The organism is Streptomyces sp. NPDC049585 (genome assembly GCF_040675615.1).
Lineage (GTDB): Bacteria > Actinomycetota > Actinomycetes > Streptomycetales > Streptomycetaceae > Streptomyces > Streptomyces luteosporeus.
Window position 1 is genome coordinate 28,949 of record NZ_JBFAPE010000006.1, and the last position, 18,677, is coordinate 47,625.

Annotated in this window: 21 protein-coding genes; 11 read left to right on the forward strand and 10 right to left on the reverse strand. The window is 72.3% G+C overall.

The window, feature by feature from the left end; all coding sequences use genetic code 11:
* Complete coding sequence (locus tag AB0K17_RS09245; protein WP_365982767.1) at positions 1-387, reverse strand: MerR family transcriptional regulator; 387 nt, start codon at positions 385-387, stop codon at positions 1-3.
* Positions 388-574: 187 nt separating this feature from the next.
* On the opposite strand from AB0K17_RS09245, the gene AB0K17_RS09250 reads away from it, so the two are divergent.
* On the forward strand, positions 575-1,405 hold the full coding sequence (locus AB0K17_RS09250) for a serine hydrolase domain-containing protein (protein ID WP_365967134.1): 831 nt from the start codon (positions 575-577) through the stop codon (positions 1,403-1,405).
* Between the two features lie 26 nt (positions 1,406-1,431).
* Here the strand turns inward: AB0K17_RS09250 and AB0K17_RS09255 are convergent, their stop codons facing one another.
* Positions 1,432-2,103, reverse strand: a complete 672-nt coding sequence (locus AB0K17_RS09255) for a pirin family protein (RefSeq protein ID WP_365967163.1) — start codon at positions 2,101-2,103, stop codon at positions 1,432-1,434.
* A 106-nt stretch (positions 2,104-2,209) separates the two neighbouring features.
* Between AB0K17_RS09255 and AB0K17_RS09260 the strand changes: the two genes are divergently transcribed.
* The 5 genes from AB0K17_RS09260 to fabF all read left to right on the forward strand — a co-directional run bounded on the left by AB0K17_RS09260 (position 2,210) and on the right by fabF (position 7,141).
* Complete coding sequence (locus AB0K17_RS09260; RefSeq protein ID WP_365967133.1) at positions 2,210-3,391, forward strand: helix-turn-helix domain-containing protein; 1,182 nt, start codon at positions 2,210-2,212, stop codon at positions 3,389-3,391.
* Positions 3,392-3,489: 98 nt separating this feature from the next.
* On the forward strand, positions 3,490-4,443 hold the full coding sequence (locus AB0K17_RS09265; RefSeq protein ID WP_365982624.1) for an ACP S-malonyltransferase: 954 nt from the start codon (positions 3,490-3,492) through the stop codon (positions 4,441-4,443).
* Between the two features lie 14 nt (positions 4,444-4,457).
* Positions 4,458-5,462: a ketoacyl-ACP synthase III gene (locus AB0K17_RS09270; RefSeq protein ID WP_365967131.1), complete on the forward strand. Its 1,005-nt coding sequence runs from the start codon at positions 4,458-4,460 to the stop codon at positions 5,460-5,462.
* 102 nt (positions 5,463-5,564) lie between these two features.
* Positions 5,565-5,813: an acyl carrier protein gene (locus AB0K17_RS09275; RefSeq protein WP_365967130.1), complete on the forward strand. Its 249-nt coding sequence runs from the start codon at positions 5,565-5,567 to the stop codon at positions 5,811-5,813.
* Between the two features lie 65 nt (positions 5,814-5,878).
* Positions 5,879-7,141 carry a beta-ketoacyl-ACP synthase II gene (fabF, locus tag AB0K17_RS09280; protein ID WP_365982625.1) on the forward strand — a complete coding sequence of 421 codons (1,263 nt, stop codon included), beginning with the start codon at positions 5,879-5,881 and terminating at the stop codon, positions 7,139-7,141.
* A 60-nt stretch (positions 7,142-7,201) separates the two neighbouring features.
* Here fabF and AB0K17_RS09285 read toward each other — a convergent pair whose 3' ends face one another.
* Together AB0K17_RS09285 and AB0K17_RS09290 are read right to left on the reverse strand one after the other, a co-directional pair.
* Positions 7,202-8,092 (reverse strand): NAD(P)-dependent oxidoreductase, encoded by an 891-nt coding sequence (locus AB0K17_RS09285; protein WP_365982626.1) that lies wholly within the window; start codon positions 8,090-8,092, stop codon positions 7,202-7,204.
* Positions 8,093-8,105: 13 nt separating this feature from the next.
* Positions 8,106-8,600 carry a DUF3145 domain-containing protein gene (locus tag AB0K17_RS09290; protein ID WP_365967127.1) on the reverse strand — a complete coding sequence of 165 codons (495 nt, stop codon included), beginning with the start codon at positions 8,598-8,600 and terminating at the stop codon, positions 8,106-8,108.
* 282 nt (positions 8,601-8,882) lie between these two features.
* Here AB0K17_RS09290 and AB0K17_RS09295 point away from each other — a divergent pair, with 282 nt between their 5' ends.
* Complete coding sequence (locus AB0K17_RS09295; protein ID WP_365982627.1) at positions 8,883-9,767, forward strand: SGNH/GDSL hydrolase family protein; 885 nt, start codon at positions 8,883-8,885, stop codon at positions 9,765-9,767.
* 332 nt (positions 9,768-10,099) lie between these two features.
* On the opposite strand, the gene AB0K17_RS09300 is transcribed toward AB0K17_RS09295, so the two are convergent.
* The gene (locus AB0K17_RS09300; RefSeq protein WP_365982628.1) at positions 10,100-10,894 is read right to left on the reverse strand and encodes an MgtC/SapB family protein; all 795 of its coding nucleotides are present in this window, start codon (positions 10,892-10,894) and stop codon (positions 10,100-10,102) included.
* Positions 10,895-10,984: 90 nt separating this feature from the next.
* Between AB0K17_RS09300 and AB0K17_RS09305 the strand changes: the two genes are divergently transcribed.
* The 4 genes from AB0K17_RS09305 to AB0K17_RS09320 are packed head-to-tail and all read left to right on the forward strand — an operon-like array spanning position 10,985 to position 13,731.
* Entirely contained in the window at positions 10,985-12,253 is a 1,269-nt protein-coding gene (locus AB0K17_RS09305) for a pyroglutamyl peptidase (protein ID WP_365982629.1), read from the forward strand.
* Between the two features lie 7 nt (positions 12,254-12,260).
* Entirely contained in the window at positions 12,261-13,004 is a 744-nt protein-coding gene (locus AB0K17_RS09310) for a carbon-nitrogen hydrolase family protein (RefSeq protein WP_365982630.1), read from the forward strand.
* Positions 13,001-13,468: a MarR family transcriptional regulator gene (locus tag AB0K17_RS09315; RefSeq protein WP_365982631.1), complete on the forward strand. Its 468-nt coding sequence runs from the start codon at positions 13,001-13,003 to the stop codon at positions 13,466-13,468. The genes AB0K17_RS09310 and AB0K17_RS09315 overlap by 4 nt, the downstream gene beginning before the upstream one ends.
* Positions 13,465-13,731: a hypothetical protein gene (locus tag AB0K17_RS09320; RefSeq protein WP_365967120.1), complete on the forward strand. Its 267-nt coding sequence runs from the start codon at positions 13,465-13,467 to the stop codon at positions 13,729-13,731. The genes AB0K17_RS09315 and AB0K17_RS09320 overlap by 4 nt, the downstream gene beginning before the upstream one ends.
* Positions 13,732-13,738: 7 nt before the next feature.
* Here the strand turns inward: AB0K17_RS09320 and AB0K17_RS09325 are convergent, their stop codons facing one another.
* The 5 genes from AB0K17_RS09325 to AB0K17_RS09345 form a co-directional block, all read right to left on the reverse strand.
* Positions 13,739-14,146: an ATP-binding protein gene (locus AB0K17_RS09325; protein WP_365982632.1), complete on the reverse strand. Its 408-nt coding sequence runs from the start codon at positions 14,144-14,146 to the stop codon at positions 13,739-13,741.
* A 275-nt stretch (positions 14,147-14,421) separates the two neighbouring features.
* Complete coding sequence (locus AB0K17_RS09330; RefSeq protein WP_365982633.1) at positions 14,422-15,594, reverse strand: helix-turn-helix transcriptional regulator; 1,173 nt, start codon at positions 15,592-15,594, stop codon at positions 14,422-14,424.
* A gap of 1,277 nt (positions 15,595-16,871) precedes the next feature.
* Positions 16,872-17,219 carry a VOC family protein gene (locus AB0K17_RS09335; RefSeq protein ID WP_365967117.1) on the reverse strand — a complete coding sequence of 116 codons (348 nt, stop codon included), beginning with the start codon at positions 17,217-17,219 and terminating at the stop codon, positions 16,872-16,874.
* A gap of 100 nt (positions 17,220-17,319) precedes the next feature.
* Positions 17,320-17,703: a tautomerase family protein gene (locus tag AB0K17_RS09340; RefSeq protein ID WP_365982634.1), complete on the reverse strand. Its 384-nt coding sequence runs from the start codon at positions 17,701-17,703 to the stop codon at positions 17,320-17,322.
* A gap of 129 nt (positions 17,704-17,832) precedes the next feature.
* Positions 17,833-18,630, reverse strand: coding sequence for an EI24 domain-containing protein (locus AB0K17_RS09345; protein ID WP_365967115.1), 798 nt, complete (start codon positions 18,628-18,630; stop codon positions 17,833-17,835).
* Positions 18,631-18,677 lie beyond the last annotated feature (47 nt).

Below are 18,677 nucleotides of genomic sequence, written 5' to 3' on the forward strand. Positions count from 1 at the left end.
TCATGCCCCTTCGAGCGCCCGGTCCCGGGCGGCGGCGTAGTTTTCAATCTTGTAGTCGAGCACCTCGAGCGTGCTGCGCAGCTCCGCGATCCGCCTGCGGACGTCCTCGCGGTGCGCGCTCAGCAGTTGTTCGCGCTCGGGAAAGGTGTGGTCGCCCTCGCGGACGAGTTCGGCGTAGCGGACCATGTCCGCGACCGGCATCCCGGTCAGCCGCAGCCGGGCGACCAGGTCCAGCCAGTCGAGGTCGCGGTCGGTGTAGCGGCGCTGGCCGGTGTGCGAGCGGTCGACGTGCGGCATCAGCCCGATGCGCTCGTACCAGCGCAGGGTGTGCGCCGACAGCCCGGCGTACTCGGCGACTTCGCTGATCGTGTAGCGCTCCCGGCCCATGGGGCGCCGGCTGCGCTGCCGGTCCAGCTCCGTGCAGACCGGAGCCGGTACCTGGATGCTGTCGATCACCGTCATACCGCTTCCCCCTCGCGAACCTTCTGCGTCGGGCTCAACGCTAGAGAGTTGGAGTGCACTCCAAGCAAGCGGGAATCCGGGGAGCGGACGCGGGCGGGTTAGGCTCCCTTCCATGGAGAGCCTGCGGATGATCGAGAACTGGCCGGTGGACACCGCTGCGGCGGCCGTCGTACGGGCCGACGGCAGCTGCGCGGGAGCGTACGGCGCGACCGGGCACCGTTTCCCCCTGGCCTCCGTCACCAAACCGCTGGCCGCCTACGCCGCGCTCGTCGCCGTCGAGGAGGGGGCGATCGAGCTGGACGAGCCGGCCGGCCCCGAGGGCTCGACGGTACGCCACCTGCTCGCGCACACCTCCGGCCTCGCCTTCGACGAGCACCGCCCGATGGCCGCGCCCGGCACGCGCCGGCTGTACTCCAACGCCGGCTTCGAGGTGCTGGGCGACCACATCGCCAAGGCGACGGACATTCCCTTCGCCGAGTACCTGCGGCAGGCGGTGCTGGAGCCGCTGGGCATGAGCGCCACGGACCTGCCGGGCTCGCCCGCCAAGGACGGCGTCTCCACGGTCGAGGACCTGCTCCGCTTCGCGGCGGAGCTGCAGGCGCCGCGGCTGCTGGCGGCCGAGACGGTCCGCGAGGCGACGTCGGTGGCCTTCCCCGGCCTGTCGGGCGTCCTGCCGGGCTACGGCCACCAGCGCCCCAACGACTGGGGGCTGGGCTTCGAGATCCGCGACGGGAAGTCCCCGCACTGGACGGGGGCGTCCTCCTCCCCGCGGACGTACGGCCACTTCGGCCAGGCCGGCACGTTCCTGTGGGTGGACCCGGAGGCGGGGGCCGCGTGCGTCGCCCTGGCGGACCGCCCCTTCGGGCCCTGGGCCACCGAGGTGTGGCCCGCCCTGACGGACGCCGTCCTCACCGAGCTGCGCTCGGAGCTGCGCTCGGCGTGAGGGGCGGCGCCCCGAAGGGGCGCGGCCTAGCCGAAGTGCGGCTCGGCGTGCATCTCCCACGCCAGCAGCTCCACGGCGGAGCCGATCGCCTCGGCCTCGATGCCGGTCGCGTCGAGGATGCGGGCCGCGTCGCCCTCGTGCAGCACCTCGCCCCCGACCCGTACGGGTCCGGCGACCACGTGCACGTACAGCCATGGCGCATCCGGCAGCGCCGTCCGCTGCGCGCCCTGCAGTCTGCGGACGTGCAGCACCGCCTCCGCCCGCGCGAGGGCGTACGGCGTGCTGTCGGCGATGCCGCGTACCACCTCGTACTCGGGTTCGCCGCCGAAGTCGGACGGGGTCAGCCACATCTGGACGAACCGCAGCGGAGCGGACCCCGCATTGCGTTCGCTGTGCCGGGCGCCCGAGCCGGCGCTGAGGCGCTGGAGGTCGCCGGGGCGGACGGTGACGACGTGGCCGGTGGAGTCCTCGTGGGCGAGCTCGCCCTCGATCACCCAGGTGACGATCTCGACGTCCCGGTGGGGGTGCTCGGTGAAGCCCGCGCCTGCTGCGAGGCGCTCCTCGTTGCAGGCGGCGAGCGGCCCGAAGCGCACGTTGTCGGGGTCGTAGAAGCCCGAGAACGAGAAGGCGTGCCGGGTGTCGATCCCGGTCTCCGGTTCACCGCCGCGGTAGCGGTCGGCGGCCCGCTGCACATGCATCACAGGGCGCGTCACAGGGCCACCGTAGCTCTGCCGGGTACCGCTGCGGGCGTCGCGGGGGGACCGGCGGCTCCGGAGCGCACCCGAATAAGGCAGGCTTGTCCCCGTGCCTGAACCAGCTGACCAGACCCCGCCCCCGCATCCGCACAGCGCCACGCTGCGCAATCTGGAGCAGTCCTCCGGGACGCTGGCCGCGGCGGCCATCGCCCGGATGGACGCCCAGCTGCCGTGGTACCGGGCGATGCCCCCGGAGAACCGCTCGTGGATCGGCCTGGTCGCCCAGGCCGGTATCGCGGCGTTCACGGAGTGGTTCCGGCATCCGGAGACGCCGCAGGCCATCAGTACGGACGTGTTCGGCACGGCGCCGCGGGAGCTGACGCGGGCGATCACGCTGCGGCAGACCGTGGAGATGGTGCGTACGACCATCGAGGTCATGGAGTCGGCCATCGACGAGGTGGCGGCCCCGGGCGACGCGTCGTCGCTGCGCGAGGCGCTGCTGGTCTACGCGCGGGAGATCGCCTTCGCCACGGCCCAGGTGTACGCGCAGGCGGCCGAGGCGCGCGGCGCCTGGGACGCCCGGCTGGAGTCGCTGGTGGTCAACGCGGTGCTGTCGGGCGAGGCGGACGAGGGCGCGGTCTCGCGGGCGGCGGCGCTGGGCTGGAACGCCCCGGCGCACGTGTGCGTGGTGCTGGGCACGGCGCCCAACGGGGACAGCGAGCTGACGGTGGAGGCGATCCGGCGGGCCGCCCGGCACGCGAAGCTGCAGGTGCTGACGGGGGTGCTGGGCAGCCGGCTGGTGGTGATCGCCGGTGGTTCGGACAATCCGGTGCAGGCGGCGAAGGCGCTGATCGGGCCGTTCGCGGCGGGGCCGGTGGTGGCGGGGCCGGTGGTGCCGGACCTGCTGGCGGCGACGCGGTCGGCGCAGGCCGCGGCGGCCGGGCTGAAGGCGTGTGCCGCCTGGCCGGACGCGCCGCGGCCGGTGCTGGCCGACGACCTGCTGCCGGAGCGGGCGATGGCCGGGGATCCGGCGGCGCGGCGGCAGTTGGTGGAGGAGATCTACAGACCTCTGGAGGAGGCCGGCTCGGCTCTGCTGGAGACGCTGAGCGTCTATCTGGAGCAGGCGAGCAGTCTGGAGGGGGCGGCGCGGATGTTGTTCGTCCACCCCAATACCGTGCGGTACCGGCTGCGACGTGTGACGGACGTCACCGGATGGTCACCCTCCGATGTCCGCTCGGCGTTCACCTTGCGGATCGCACTGATCCTCGGGCGGCTGGCCGACACCGAGTGACAGCCTTAGGCTTTTGTTGAACGTCCACAATTCCCCTGACGGTTCTTCGTCCCTGTCCCCACGGGTGGGCGATGCCGTCCACGAGAGAGAGTGTGAGGGTGCTCGTACTCGTCGCTCCCGGCCAGGGCGCTCAGACGCCCGGCTTCCTGACCCCCTGGCTCGACCTCCCCGGTGTTGAAGATCAACTCCGTGCGTGGTCCGGAGCCATCGACATGGACCTTGTCCACTACGGCACGAACGCCGACGCCGACGAGATCCGCGACACCGCGGTCGCCCAGCCGCTGCTGGTGGCGGCCGCACTGCTGTCGGCCAAGCAGCTCTTCGCCACCGCCGACGACCTCGCCGCGCAGGTCGGCGCGAGCGCCGGCCACAGCGTGGGCGAGCTCGCCGCCGCCGCGCTGACCGGTGTGCTCACCGACGAAGAGGCGATGCGCCTGGTGCGCACCCGCGGTCTGGCGATGGCCGAGGCCGCCGCGGTGACCCCGACCGGCATGTCCGCCCTGCTGGGCGGCGCCCCGGAGGCCGTCCTGCCGCACCTGGAGAAGATGGGCCTGACCCCGGCGAACGTCAACGGCGCCGGTCAGATCGTGGCCGCGGGCACGCTGGAGCAGCTGGCCGCGCTCGCCGAGGACCTGCCCGAGGGCACCCGCAAGGCCGTGGCGCTGAAGGTGGCGGGCGCCTTCCACACGCACCACATGGCCCCTGCGGTCTCCGCGCTGGAGGCGGCCGTAGCGGAGCTGTCCCCGGCGGACCCGCGCACCGCCTACGTCTCCAACAAGGACGGCGGCGTCGTGGCCGAGGGCCGCGAGGTCGTCACGCGCCTGGTGGGCCAGGTGGCCAACCCGGTGCGCTGGGACCTGTGCATGGAGACCTTCAAGGAGCTGGGTGTCACCGGCATCCTCGAGCTGTCGCCCGGCGGCACCCTCGTCGGCCTGGCCAAGCGCGCCCTGCCCGGGGTCGAGACCGTCGCGCTGAAGTCTCCCGATGACCTCGACAAGGCCCGTGCGCTGATCGCCGAGCACGCCACCCCGGCCGCAGCCCCGGCCGAATAAGGAGTCCGTCCACCATGACCGCGACCATCAAGCCCGCCAAGGGTGCTCCCTACGCGCGCATCATGGGCGTCGGCGGCTACCGCCCCACCCGGGTGGTGCCCAACGAGGAGATCCTCAAGCACATCGACTCCTCCGACGAGTGGATCCGTTCCCGCTCGGGCATCGCCACCCGGCACTGGGCCGGCCCGGAGGAGACCGTGGCCGCCATGTCGCTGGAGGCGGCCGGCAAGGCCATCGCCGCCGCCGGCATCTCGCCCGACCGGATCGACGCCGTCGTCGTGGCGACCGTGTCGCACTTCAAGCAGACCCCTGCCATCGCGACCGAGATCGCCCACAAGGTGGGTGCGGGCAAGCCCGCCGCCTTCGACATCTCGGCCGGCTGCGCGGGCTTCGGCTACGGCCTGACCATGGCCAAGGACTTCATCGTGGGCGGCTCGGCCGAGCACGTCCTGGTGATCGGCGTCGAGCGGCTGTCGGACCTGACCGACCTCCAGGACCGCGCCACCGCCTTCCTCTTCGGCGACGGCGCGGGCGCCGTGGTCGTCGGCCCGTCCGACGTGCCGGCGATCGGCCCGATCGTGTGGGGCTCGGAGGGCGACAAAGCCGAGACCATCAAGCAGACCGTGGCCTGGGACGTCTACCGCGAGGAGTCCGACGTCCGGTTCCCCGCCATCACCCAGGAGGGTCAGGCGGTCTTCCGCTGGGCCGTCTTCGAAATGGCGAAGATCGCCCAGCAGGCCCTGGACGAGGCCGGGGTCGACCCGGAGGACCTGGACGTCTTCATCCCGCACCAGGCCAACATGCGGATCATCGACTCGATGGTGAAGACCCTCAAGCTGCCGGAGAGCGTCACGGTCGCCCGTGACGTGGAGACCACGGGCAACACCTCCGCGGCCTCCATCCCGCTCGCCATGGAGCGGCTCCTGGCCACCGGCGCGGCGAAGAGCGGGGACACCGCGCTCCTCATCGGCTTCGGGGCGGGTCTCGTGTACGCCGCCACGGTCGTTACCCTCCCCTAGGCGAGTTCCCGGGACCGGCAGCGTCGGTCACCACCGGGAGCTCACCGCCTCTGCAGTTTCCTTACCGCAGTTCCAACGCACATGAATAAAAGGAGCGCCACTATGGCCCACACCCAGGAAGAGATCGTCAAGGGTCTCGCCGAGATCGTCAACGAGATCGCCGGCATCCCGGTCGAGGACGTCCAGCTGGACAAGTCCTTCACCGACGACCTGGACGTCGACTCGCTGTCCATGGTCGAGGTCGTCGTGGCCGCCGAGGAGCGCTTCGACGTCAAGATCCCGGACGAGGACGTCAAGAACCTGAAGACCGTCGGCGACGCCGCCGGCTACATCCTCAAGCACCAGGCCTGACCGTAGCGTCGTCGCCACCCGGCGGTGGCGGTTCCAGCACCTCTACACGTGGAGACAGAATCCCGATGAACTCGACCAATCGCACCGTGGTCGTCACCGGTATCGGCGCAACCACACCGCTGGGTGGCGACAGCGCTTCGACCTGGGAGGGCCTGCTCGCCGGCCGTTCCGGCGTGAAGCCCCTGGAGGACGAGCGGTTCGCCGACCTGCCGGTCCGCATCGCCGCCACGGCGGCGGTGGACCCGGAGGAGGTGCTGCCCCGTCCGCTGGCCCGCAGGCTCGACCGCTCGGCGCAGTTCGCTCTGATCGCCGCGCGCGAGGCGTGGGCGGACGCCGGCTTCACCGGCAAGGCCGGTGACGACGACTCCGTCGACCCCGAGCGCCTGGGCACCGTCATCGCCTCCGGCATCGGCGGCGTGACGACCCTGCTCGACCAGTACGACGTGCTCAAGGACAAGGGCGCCCGCCGCGTCTCCCCGCACACCGTGCCGATGCTCATGCCCAACAGCCCGAGCGCCAACGTGGGCCTGGAGGTGAACGCCCGGGCGGGCGTGCACACCCCCGTCAGCGCCTGCGCCTCCGGCGCCGAGGCCATCGGCTACGCCTACGAGATGATCCGCTCCGGCCGCGCCGACATCGTCGTCGCCGGCGGCACCGAGGCGGCCATCCACCCGCTGCCCGTCGCGGCCTTCGCCAGCATGATGGCGATGTCCAAGAACAACGAGGAGCCCACCAAGGCCTCCCGCCCGTACGACAAGGCCCGTGACGGCTTCGTCCTCGGTGAGGGCGCCGGCGTGGTCGTCCTGGAGTCCGCCGAGCACGCCGCCCGGCGCGGTGCCCGCGTCTACTGCGAGGTGCTGGGCCAGGGCCTGTCCGCGGACAGCCACCACATCGCCCAGCCGGAGCCCACGGGCCGCGGCATCGCCGCCGCCCTGCAGAACCTGCTGGACACCACGGACCTCAAGCCGGCCGAGGTCGTGCACCTCAACGCGCACGCCACCTCCACCCCGCAGGGCGACGCCGCCGAGATCAAGGCGCTGCGCAAGGTCCTCGGCGACGACCTGGACCACGTCGCGGTCTCCGCGACGAAGTCCATGACCGGTCACCTGCTCGGCGGTGCCGGCGGCATCGAGACGGTCGCGACGGTGCTGGCCCTGCACCACCGCGTCGCCCCGCCGACGATCAACATCGAGGCGATGGACGACGACATCGACGCGGACATCGTGCGCGACGAGCCGCGTCCGCTGCCCGAGGGCTCGATCGCGGCCATCAACAACTCCTTCGGCTTCGGCGGCCACAACGTGGTGCTCGCACTGCGCACGGTCTGACGTACGCCCACCCAGGGGCCCGTCCCGGCTTCGGCCGGGGCGGGCCCCTGCGCGTTGCCGTCAGTGCGGTGCGCCGAAGCTGGCGAAGTAGGAGGCGGCCATGTCCTGCTCGCCGTGGCCCTGCGCGACGGCCCGGCGGAAGCGCTCGGCGCCCGCCGCGGCCACGTCCAGGCGGACGCCGGCCGCCTCGGCGGCGGCCACGATGAGCCGGGCGTCCTTCTCTGCGGTGGCGGTGGCGAAGGAGGGCGGGGTGAGGGCGTTCTCCAGCAGAAGGCGGGACTTGGCCTGCAGGTAGGGCAGGTCCAGGGGACCGCCCGCGACCGCTTCGAGGAAGTGCTGCGGGTCCACGCCCAGGCCGCGTGCCAGGGCGAGGGCCTCGGCGGCGCCGTGGGTGACGGTGAGCACCCAGCTGTTGATGACGAGCTTGAGCCGGGTGGCGGCCCCGTCCGCCGCGTCGTCGCCGACCCGCAGCGTGCGGCTGCCCACGGCCTCGAAGACGGGGGCCGCAGCCCGGCAGGCGTCCTGCGGACCGGCGACGAGGACGACGAGCTCGCCGGCCTCGGCCGGCTGCCGGGTGCCCAGGACGGGGGCGTCGAGAAGGACGAGGTCGTTGCCGTCGGCGAAGGCGGCCAGCTCCGCCAGGCCCTCCAGGCCGGCGGTGCTGCACTGCACCCACACCGTGCCGGGGGCGAGGTCCGGCGCGGCCGCGCGCAGGACGTCCAAGGCGGCGGGGCCGTCGTGCAGCATGGTCAGGACGGCGTCGGCGCCGCGGACCGCCGCACCGGGGCTGTCGGCCACGGTGATGCCGTGGGCGGCGAGCGGTTCGGCCTTGGCCCGGGTGCGGTTCCAGGCGCGGACGTCCAGCCCGGCGCGGGCGAGGTTGCGGGCCATGGCGGCACCCATGATGCCGGTGCCCAGGACGGCGACGGACGACGTACGGGAAGCGGACACGGGCCCGGTCACCTCAGACCACTTGGTGCAGCCAGCGCACCGGGGCGCCCTCGCCCGCGTAGCGGAAGGGCTCCAGCTCGTCGTCCCAGGGCTTGCCCAGGAGCCTGGCCACCTCCGCCTGCAGGTCGCCCTCGCCGCGGGCGGCACGGGCGAGCGCGGCCCGCAGCCGGTCCTCGGGGACGAGGATGTCGCCGTGGATGCCGGTGACGGCGTGGAAGATGCCCAGGGAGGGGGTGGAGCTGTAGCGCTCGCCCTCGGCGGTGGCGGACGGCTCGGCGGTCACCTCGAAACGCAGCAGGTGCCAGCCGCGCAGCGCGGAGGCGAGCTGGGAGACGGTGCCGGGGCGGCCCTGCCAGGAGAACTCCGCGCGCCAGGTGCCGGGCGCGGCGGGCTGCCGGATCCAGTCGAGGGTGACGCGCCCGCCGAGCACGCCGGCCACGGCCCACTCGACGTGCGGGCACAGCGCGCGGGGCGCGGAGTGCACGTACAGAACCCCTCGTGACGTCACCGGGACCTCCTGTGCTGTTCGAGGTTCGCCTTCCCCAGCGGCCCCGCAGCCGTACCGGTCCCACTCCCGTACCGGCTCGCGAGGTTACCAACAGTAAACACCATTGGGAGCGATTCTCCTGAAAAGGGACAGGATGTGACGTGTTGTGATGTCGCGGCGCCGAAGAGCGAAAGCCGCCGGACCGACTCGATCACCGGAGCACAAGCTACCGCGCGAACGGGGGAACGGGGTGACGTACCGTCGGTCCCGGACAGATGTCATCCGGCCGGAAGGGGAAGGACCGTGCGCACCACCAGGGGGCGGAAACGATCACGATTCGCGCGGGCCGCCGTGGCCGTTCTGTCCGCCGCCCTGCTGGTCAGCGGCTGCTCCGGCAGCGAGGACACCCGTACGGCCGCGGCGAGACCCAGCCCCACCCGCCCCGCCTGGAACACCCACCCCGCCTCGATCGCCTCCCTCGGCGACTCCATCACCCGCGGCTTCGACGCCTGTTCGGTGCTCAAGGACTGCCCCGAGGTCTCCTGGGCCACCGGCACCGAGGTCGACAGCCTCGCCCGGCGGCTGCTGCCGTCGCCGCAGACCAGCAGCTGGAACTACGCCCGCACCGGGGCCCGGATGGCCGACCTGCCCGACCAGATGCGCCAGGCCGTCGCCCAGCGCCCCCAGCTGGTCACGGTCCTGCTGGGCGCCAATGACGCCTGCCGGCGGGATGTGGCCGATATGACACCCGTGGCGAGCTTCCGCGCCGACTTCGAACGCTCCCTGGGCGAGCTGCGCCGGGCCCTGCCCCGCACCCAGGTGTACGTGGCCGGGGTGCCCGACCTGATGCGCCTGTGGTCCGAGGGGCGCAAGAGCATGATCGGCAAGCAGGTCTGGCGGCTCGGCTCGGTGTGCCCGTCGATGCTCGGCGACGCCGACGCCACCGACGAGGCGGCGGTGGCCCGGCGGGCGCAGGTCGACCGCCGGGTCGGCGAGTACAACACCGTCCTGCGCGAGGTGTGCGCCCGCGACGCGCTGTGCCGCTTCGACGGCACCGTGCACGGCTACGGCTTCACCGGCCAGGAGCTGAGCAAGTGGGACTGGTTCCACCCCAGCCCGCGCGGCCAGGTCGAGCTGGCCGGACTGGCCTACCGCACCATCACCTCCACCGAGCCGCCGAAGGCGTAGGGCGCCCCGAAGGGGCGCTGCACGATCCGCCGGACAGGCCCCGCGCGGGGCAGGGGCGGGGACCGTCAGGTGACCCCGCCCCCGCCCCTGGGAGCGGCCGGCGAACCGGCCGCGCACGGCCCGGGCCCGCCACCGGACGCCACGGGCGCACGTCGCGGCACCCGTACCCTCGCCCCGGGCGCCGCGTGCCGTACGCCCGCGCGGAAGACGCCCGAGCCGTGGCGCGAAGGCGCGCACGGGACCGTGAGGGGCCCGCGTCGCCTTCTGCCCGCACGCTATCCGATGAACACGCCGTTCTTCCAAGCGAGTTCACCCGCTACGGGGACGCCGGCTCATTCGGTGCTGTCCCGGCGCGAGCGCAGGTCGACGCCGAGGATGCCCTCCCAGTCCGCGAGCTCCTCCACCAGCACGAACGCCGGTGCTCTGCCCTCCAGCCCCAGCACCACGCCGGTCTCCTTGCCCTTGGCCTTGCCCTTCTCGCCGGCCTCGGCACCGTGGCCCTCGGTGTGGATCTCGAAGTCGGTGACCGTGAAGCCCTTCTTGGTGCACAGCTCCAGCACCCGGCCCAGCAGTCCCCGCCGGGCGCGGTAGGACAGGCTCAGCTCCACATGGCCGGACGACGACGCGTGGGCCAGGCGCCGGGTCATCACCGGGAAGCCGCGTACGACCAGGAAGTGCACCAGCGCGGCCATCGCACCCAGCAGTGGCAGCCCCCCGCCGCAGGCCATGCCGACGGCGCAGGTCAGCCAGATCGTGGCGGCCGTGGTCAGACCGCGCACCGCGTCGCGGCGGACGAAGATGAGCCCACCGCCGATGAAGCCGATGCCCGAGACGATCTGGGCCGCCACCCGGGACCCGTCCAGTCTGTCGCCCGCCACGGCCCCGAAGCCGTGGATCGAGACCTCCATGAACAGCGCGCTGCCCACCCCGACCAGGGTGTGGGTGCGCAGGCCGGCGCTCTTCTGCTGCAGTTCCCGCTCCAGCCCGATGAGCGAGGACAGCAGCAGCGCGAGCGCCAACTCGGCTAATTGCCGCGTGCCTTGACCCGCCCCCGGATCGAACAGCGGGGCGGCGACGAGGTGTCCGGCGGATATGAGCGGATCGGTGAGAAGCCGCACTGTGTTCATCTGGCCATTGTGGCCGAATCCCTTCCCCACCACAGCGAGTTGGCGCCCCATCTATCGCCCAATGCCCGCTCAGTGGTTTCCTTCCGCCTCATGAGGCTCAGTGATCTGTCACCGATACGACGCGGCGCCCTGGCCGCGACCCTGCTGTTGTGCGCACCGCTCGCCCTGGCCGCACCCGCCACGGCCGCCGCACCCGCCGCTCCGCCCACCGTCGAGGAGGAACGGCTCACCGGCGCCGTGCCCCAGGAGATCCTGCGCCGCTCCGGCTTCGACGACGTCGCCCCCGCCTTCACCACCGCCCTCGCCCGCACGCGCACCTGCGCCCAGGCCGAGCAGGTGGCCACCGCCGAGGGCCGCCGGCTGTGGCGGCGCGCCGTCGACCGCGCCCAGGGCCGCGGCCCCGCCGGCGGTGATCTGAGCCGCGACGACGACCGCCCCCTGTATTGGGCCCGGCTCGGCATGACGCGCGCCCTGCACACCTGGCAGCCGTCCTTCACCCTCACCGAACGCACCCGCCAGCGGCTGCTCGCCACCGTCGAGCGCACCTCCCGCGGCCAGGACTCCGTCGACCTGCCGGCGGGCAGCGCGGTCAAGCGCGTCCTGATCACCGGCTTCGACCCCTTCCAGCTCGACGCCGACCCCCGCCGCTCCAACCCCTCCGGCGCAGCCGCCCTCGCCCTCGACGGCACCACCATCGACACGGCCGCGGGCCCCGCCCGCGTCGAGACCGTCGTCTTCCCCGTGCGCTGGGCCGACTTCGCCGACGGCACCGTCGAGCGCACCCTCCTGCCGTCCTTCCGGCCCGGCCCGCACCGGGTCGACCTCTTCACCACCATCAGCCAGGGCCGGCCCGGGCGCTTCGACGTCGAACGCACCAACGGCGCCTGGCGCGGCGGCTACCCCGACAACGTGCGCGACTCCCGCACCGAGACCGTGCCCGTCCCTCGCGGCATCCCGACCGTGACACCGCAGCCGCAGTGGACGACGACATCCTTGCCGTACGCCACCCTCACCACCGCCACGACCGGCCCCTTCCCCGTGCACGACAACACCTCCGTCACCGAGATCCCCGCGGGCGGCACGGAAGAGGTCGACCGGCCGGACGGCCCCACCCCCGGCTCCACGGCCCGGGCGGGCGGCGGGGGCGACTACCTCTCCAACGAGATCGCCTACCGGGCCACGCTCCTGCGCGACGCGGTGCACCTGCCGGTGCCGGGCGGCCATCTGCACACGCCGGTGCTCTCCGCCCCGTCGCCGGGCACGGTCACGGACCCCGATTTCGTCCGGGAACGCCTGACGATCACGAACCAGGTCCGCGAAATCCTCAAGGTGGCCGTGGGGACCCTCCACCAACCATGATGTGCACATGATCATCGCTTCGGCCCAGTTCACCGCCGCGCCCTGCGCCATCGAGGCCAACGCGGCCCGCATGGCCGGCCTCGTCACCGAGGCCGGCGAGCGGGGCGCGGCCCTGGTGGTCTTCCCCGAGCTCGCCCTCACCGGCTACGAACTCGGGGCGACCGCCGCCGCCGTCACCCCCGACGACCCCCGCCTGACCCCCGTCCGCGACGCCTGCCGGGCCGCGGGCGTGGCCGCGGTGGTGAACTGCATCGCGCCGGGCCCCACCATCACCTCGTACGTGTACGGCCCGGACGGCGCCCTGCTCACGCGCTACGCCAAGCAGCACCTGACGCCGAACGAGCAGGCAGCCGGCTTCGTGGCGGGAGGCTCGGACGGCCGCTTCACCCTCGACGGCATCACCTTCGCCCTCGCGATCTGCTACGACGCCCACTTCCCGGACCTCGCCGCCCGAGCAGCGACCGACGGCTGCGCCGTCCTGCTGGCCAGCTCCCTGTACGGCCGCGGCAACGGCGCCGCGGAACGCATGCAGATCTTCCCCGCCCTGGCCGTCGACAACGCCCTCCACGTCCTCCTGGCCAACCACACGGGCCCGGCGGGCCCGTACGACGCGTGCGGCCTCAGCGCGATCTGGGCCCCCGACGGCAGCGTCCTGGCGGAGGGCCCGGCACAGGAAGAGGGCCTGGTGCTGGCGACGGTGGGACAGAGCTTGCCCTCAACCGAACTTGAGGTCCTACGGTCGGCCCCATGACGACCCAACAGATGTCCGACGCCGAACTTGCCGCACAGCCCGCCGCGCACTGGACCGGTGTCGCCTACGAGGCCCTCATCGCGTACACCCGGGCCCAGCAGGCCGCCAAGGGCTACACCCAGCCCCAGTTCTGGCTGCTGCGCAACCTGTCGGCGAACGACCTCTCGCCCGACGGCCGGGGGATGACCCTGCCCGAGCTGCAGGACGCAATGGCCTCCTACATCCGGCCCGAGGACGATCTCGCGGCGGAGGCCGGGGTACTTCTCGACCGCGGCTGGCTGACCCGGGACGCCGCGGACCGGCTGTGGCTCACCGAGGAGGGCGAACAGGCCCGCATCGACCTCGCCCGCAACGCCCCCGCGATCCGCGCCGCCCTCCACGAGGGCATCGACGACGCGGACTACGTCACCACGGTGAAGGTGCTCCAGCAGCTGATCCGCAACGCGGGTAACGTCGTGGCGTGAACTCACCGCTCATGGGCCTCGTCGTGCTCGCCGCCTTCGCCCTCGCCGCGTTCCTCACCGGCCAGGGCGCGGTGCGGCTGGTCCGCCGTGCGGGGCGGTGGTGGCACGCGGCGCTCCCGCCGCTCCTCACCGCCGCCTCCGGCGCCGGCGTGGCCTGGCTGCTGTGGCCCTCCTACTTCAGCGCCCCCGCGCTGCTCCTGTGGTGGGCCTGCGCGTTCTTCGGCAACATCGCGGGCTGGTTCTGCCGAGGCCGACACGCCTGACCCGGGTTCACTCCCGCAACTCGAACCACACCTGCTTCCCCACAATGCTCAGCCCGTCCCACACCCACGTCACCCCCGACGCGTGCGCCAAGCGCCGCATCAGTGCCAGACCACTCGTCCGCCCCGCGCCCTCCGGGCGAGGCCACGGCGGCCGCCCGGGATCGTCGTCCCGCACCGCCACCACCACCCGCCCCTTCCGAACGGTCAGCTCCACCGACACCTCACGCACCCGCCCCTGCCGCACGACGTGCGCCACAGCGTCCGACACGCAGATCCGCGCGTTCTCGATCAGCAGACGCCGCTCCACCGCCACGAGCGACGCCGTCACGAACTCCCGGGCCAACCGCGCCGTACCCGGCGCGACGGGCACGGTCATCCGGTAGCACTCCGGCGCCACCACGGCGGCGGCACTCATCGCCGCCCCACGGGCGCCAGGTCGATCCCATGCGCGGTGACCACGGCCCGATACCCGCACGTACACGCACGTACGTGCGGTGCGCGGCGGCCCCTCGCCATCCGAGCCAGGCGACGGATAAGGTCTCGCACGTTGACGCTCCTTTGGCAGCGTTGACCACGCCCCCGGTCCGTTCGCCCGGACGCGGGGGTCTTCCGACGCCGACAGCGTGCCGCCACGACAAGGCCGGAACTATCAGTCGTCGCTGACAGTCCCGGCCAAGGGATGACCGCCGGTTACCGCCCCAGCCACGCGCCGAAGTTGCTGAACGTGTCCGGCATCCTCCGCTTCGCCGACTCCAGTCCCGCGTAGGTCTCGCGGACGGTCGGGTGGTGACGGGTCTGCTGCGGTGCGACTTTCCGGGCCAGCTGCAGGTGCTTGAACGCCGCGTCGATCCGGCCGGTCCACATCTCGGCCCGGGCGACCTCGGTGAAGTGATGGGCGCGCCGGGAGGGAGGCCAGTCGCCGGGAATCGGGGCCTCGTCGGCGGCCGCCACGGCCTCGGGGTAGCGGTCGAGCTCGGCCAGGACGCTCACCCGGTGGGCGACGACGTTCGTCGGCCCGAACGACAGCCAGTGCACCTGCTCGGCCGGCCCGGTGCCGTCGGCAATGCGCCGCGCCTCGGCGAGGTGGCCGTCGGCTGCGGCCTCGTCCTTGTCGCGGGCGGCGAGCACCGCCGCGCCCAGGTGCAGCTGGCCGGTGACGACGTCGCGCACACGACCGGCCTCGGCCTGCGCCAAGGTGGACATTCCCAGCTGTACGAGCCGCTTGCCGGTGCGGTAATCGCTGGCACGAAGGTAGGCCAGGGCCCGAAGGTACTGCCGCATGCCGCCCAGCACGGGATCGGACGCGCGCTGCGCGGCCCAGTCCATCCGGTCCAGCGCGACCGTGCACAGGTCGGGGAAGCCCAGTTTCGTGGTCACGTCATAAGCCGTGCGGTACGCGCTCGCAAGAAGACGCCAATTCCGGTCCCGGGAGACGGTGTGCGCCATGGTCGTGGCTTCGTGAATCAAAGCAGGCAGGGCGGCGGCGACCTGTTTGATCCGGGCTTCCCGGACCCAACCGCACAGCTCTTCGGCGTGCGCCTCCAGCTCCTCCACAGGACGCGGCTTCACGTCCGGATCGGGGCCCAGATCGTAGATGTTCAGCGCTTCACGGATCGGCTGGATGAGGCCGTCGAGGTGGTCGGCCCGCAGCTCGTCCAGATAGGGCTGCCCGGTGAGCTCCGTGACGGGCACGGAAAGAGCCCGGGCCAGCGCCCCGGTGACGGAGGGACTCGCGGGCAGGGCGCCCTGTTCGACCTTGGTCAGCGTGCTGTAGGAGACATGGGAAAGGTCCGCCAACTCCTTCTGGGTCAGGCGGCGGACTTTGCGCGCACGCGCGATGCGTGCACCGGTGTGCTCGTCCATGTGCGGGGGCATAGGGAGCTCCGTTCTGACTCGGCACTCAGAACGGTACTCCCGCCCCACGCGCGCGGGGGCGCCGAACGGCCCCCGCCTCGGGGGCCGTTCGTGCGGGACCGCGCGCAGCTGCTGACGGCACGCGCACGTGGGCGGACCCAAAGCCGTCACCCGCCAGCCGCCGTCAGCCGGACGCCCGGCCACCGCCCACGGGGAACGAGCGGAGCGTCTCCACCGGCGCCAGCCACATCGCGGCAGCAGCCAGCTCCCCCTCAGCCACAACCAAACGGCGCGATCTCCTCACGCACCCCCACCCCGCGACGGCACGAGAACGGCGACCAGCCCCAAGCCCACCCGCAGCCCGGGAACCGAGGCGCGCCCCCCACCCCTCCCCTCGTAGCCGGCAAAAGTTCTGACGCCGACCGGCCCGTCGCGGTGGTGGACTGACGGCCCGCGGCACGATCTCTGCCGCGCTCGTTGCCCTCGCCGCGCCACGTCGTAGAGCGAGTATTGGCCCACGAGGTGCGGGTACGAGCCGCGATGCGGGCGTAGGCGCGTCGGCCGCCGCCCCCTGCGTCCTGGCTCAGCTCAGAACTTTGGCCGGCTACGAGGGAAGGGTGGAGGGCGCGCCTCGGTTCCCGGGCTGCGGGCCGGTGGGAGGTTGGCCGCCGTTCTCCTGCCGTCGCCACTGCAGCAGCGTAAGGAGATCGCACCGCCCGTCCGTGGCTGAGGGGGAGCTGGCTGCTGCCGCGATGTGGCTCGGCCCGGTGGAGACGTTCCACTCGATCCGGTATCGCGGTGGCCGGGCGTTCGACTGACCCGCGAGGCTGCTTGCTGTCGGGTGTCCCCGAAAGCATCGCTGCCGCATCCGGGGTGAGGGGGGAAAGCGATGGCAGAGCGCACCGCCATGCGGAGGTGGGGCAGGAGGGGTTCGGGAGAGGATCCCCCAGGGTGCATCTCGCGGAGGTATCCAGCCAACGAGCGACCCGCAGCCGGGCGCTCAGCCACACGACAGGTGAAACGAGCGGAGCGTCTCCACCGGCACAAGCCACATCGCGGCAGCAGCCAGCTCCCCCTCAGCCACAACCAAACGGCGCGATCTCCTCACGCACCCCCACCCCGCGACGGCACGAGAACGGCGGCCGGCCCCAAGCCCACCCGCAGACCGCAAACCGACCCGCGCCCCCCACCCGTCCCCTCGTAGCCAGCCAAAGCTCTGACCCCGGCCGCAACACCACCCGCACCCAACAACACAAAAAGCGACGCAAAACCCCGCCCCGCTGCCGTCAGCGATGGCCCAGCACGTTGACCACCCGTCCGCTGGGGTCGCGAACGAAGAACCGCCGTACGCCCCACTCCTCGTCCTGCAAGGGATGGACGATCTCCGCACCGCTCTCCCGCATGACCGCATAAGCCGCATCCACGTCGTCCACCTCGATGCTCATGTCGGGGGCGACCGGCGCGGTCCTGTCGCCGGCCATGACGCTGATCTGCGCCGCCGGGCTGGACGGGGAGGCGAGCGTCATGATCCACCCGTGGTTCATGACCTCCTCGAAGCCCAGCAGGCCATAGAACTCCCGGCTCTCCTGCGCGGCCTCCGAGCGGATGTTGGGCACGACACGGCGAACGGCCATCGACGACTCCAAACGAGAACCAACCGAACGAGAACGAACCGAACGAGAACGAACCTGTCCTTGCGTCTCCCCAGGAGTACTACGACACATCCGCCGGCACCTACGACGGATACTGCGCGATCCCATTGCCGAAGGACCAGTCGATGGACACGTTCTCGGTCACCGTGACGAGCACGTTGTGTGGCTCCGTACCCGTGTACGCGTGGGCAAGTTCGGCGATCCGTCGGTACAACGCCTGCTTCTGCTCCGACGTGCGACCGGAGCGCATCGTGATCGCGACGAACACGACCCCCTCGTCCTTCGGTATCCCCAGGTAATCGCTGTACCGCAGCGTGCTGTTGACCCCGTCGTGGCCCGTCAGGACCTGGAACCGGTCGTCCGGCGGGATCCCGATCGTCTCGACCAGGGCATCATGCACGGCGCGGCCGAGCCCGTCGAGCCGCTCGCTGTCCGTGGTCAAAGCGTCAATGCGTACAAAGGGCATGGCGGCAATTCCCCTTCCGGAGGTGGTGCATCGATCGCATTCGATCTTGAGTGTACATACTAGTAGGTACAACACGGCCTCACGGAACCGCAGAAAGTACGGAACCGCAGAAAGTTCTGAGCTACAGCCTCACTCCGCCGCTTCCTGCTCCCCCACCACACCCCCCGCCGCACCCCGCACCGCATCCCCTGCCGCATCGCGCACCAGCAGCGTCGCCCCCGCCACGGCGCCCGGCATCACGACCACCGCCACGAACGGCACCAGGAACAGCAGCACCAGCGGCAGCCCGAAGCCCACCGCCAGTAGTTTCCGGGACCGCAGCAGTTCCAGCCGCTCCCGCAGCCGCACTCCCCGGCGCTGCAGTGCCACCGCCGTCAGTTCCTCCGCCAGGAAGAAGCCCGACACGCAGAAGCCGATCGCCGGCACCACCGTCTGCCCGACCACCGGCAGGAACCCGAGCGCGAAGAACAGCAGCCCCCACAGCATCGCCCGCACCAACACCGCGAGGCTCTCCCACGCGGAGATCCCCAGGTCCCGCCACAGTGGCAGGCCGGATTCGGGGACGGGCTCGCCCTCCCGTGCCTGCTCCCGGTCGACGCGTTCGGACAGCGCCTCGTAGAAGGGCTGCCCGACCAGCAGCGTCACCGCCGTGAACGTGAGGAGGGCCAGCAGCAGGCCGCCGCCGAAGAACAGCGTGGTCAGCGCCCCGCGGAACAGCCCCGCCCAGGGCGAGCCCCAGCCGTCCGCGAAGGGCGTGGCCCACACGGCGACGTCCTCGACCCGCAGGGCGAGGACGACGAGCGCCACCGCGTACCCGGCGGCCGTGATGAGTCCCGGCAGCAGCCCGAACCCCCACTGCCGGCGGTGTCGCGCCACCCACCGCTGGCCTTCGACCAGGTACTTCATGCCCGCCACAAGATCTCGCATGGCGGGCAAGGGTACCCGGCGGGGCGGACAGGGCAGACAGGGCGGAC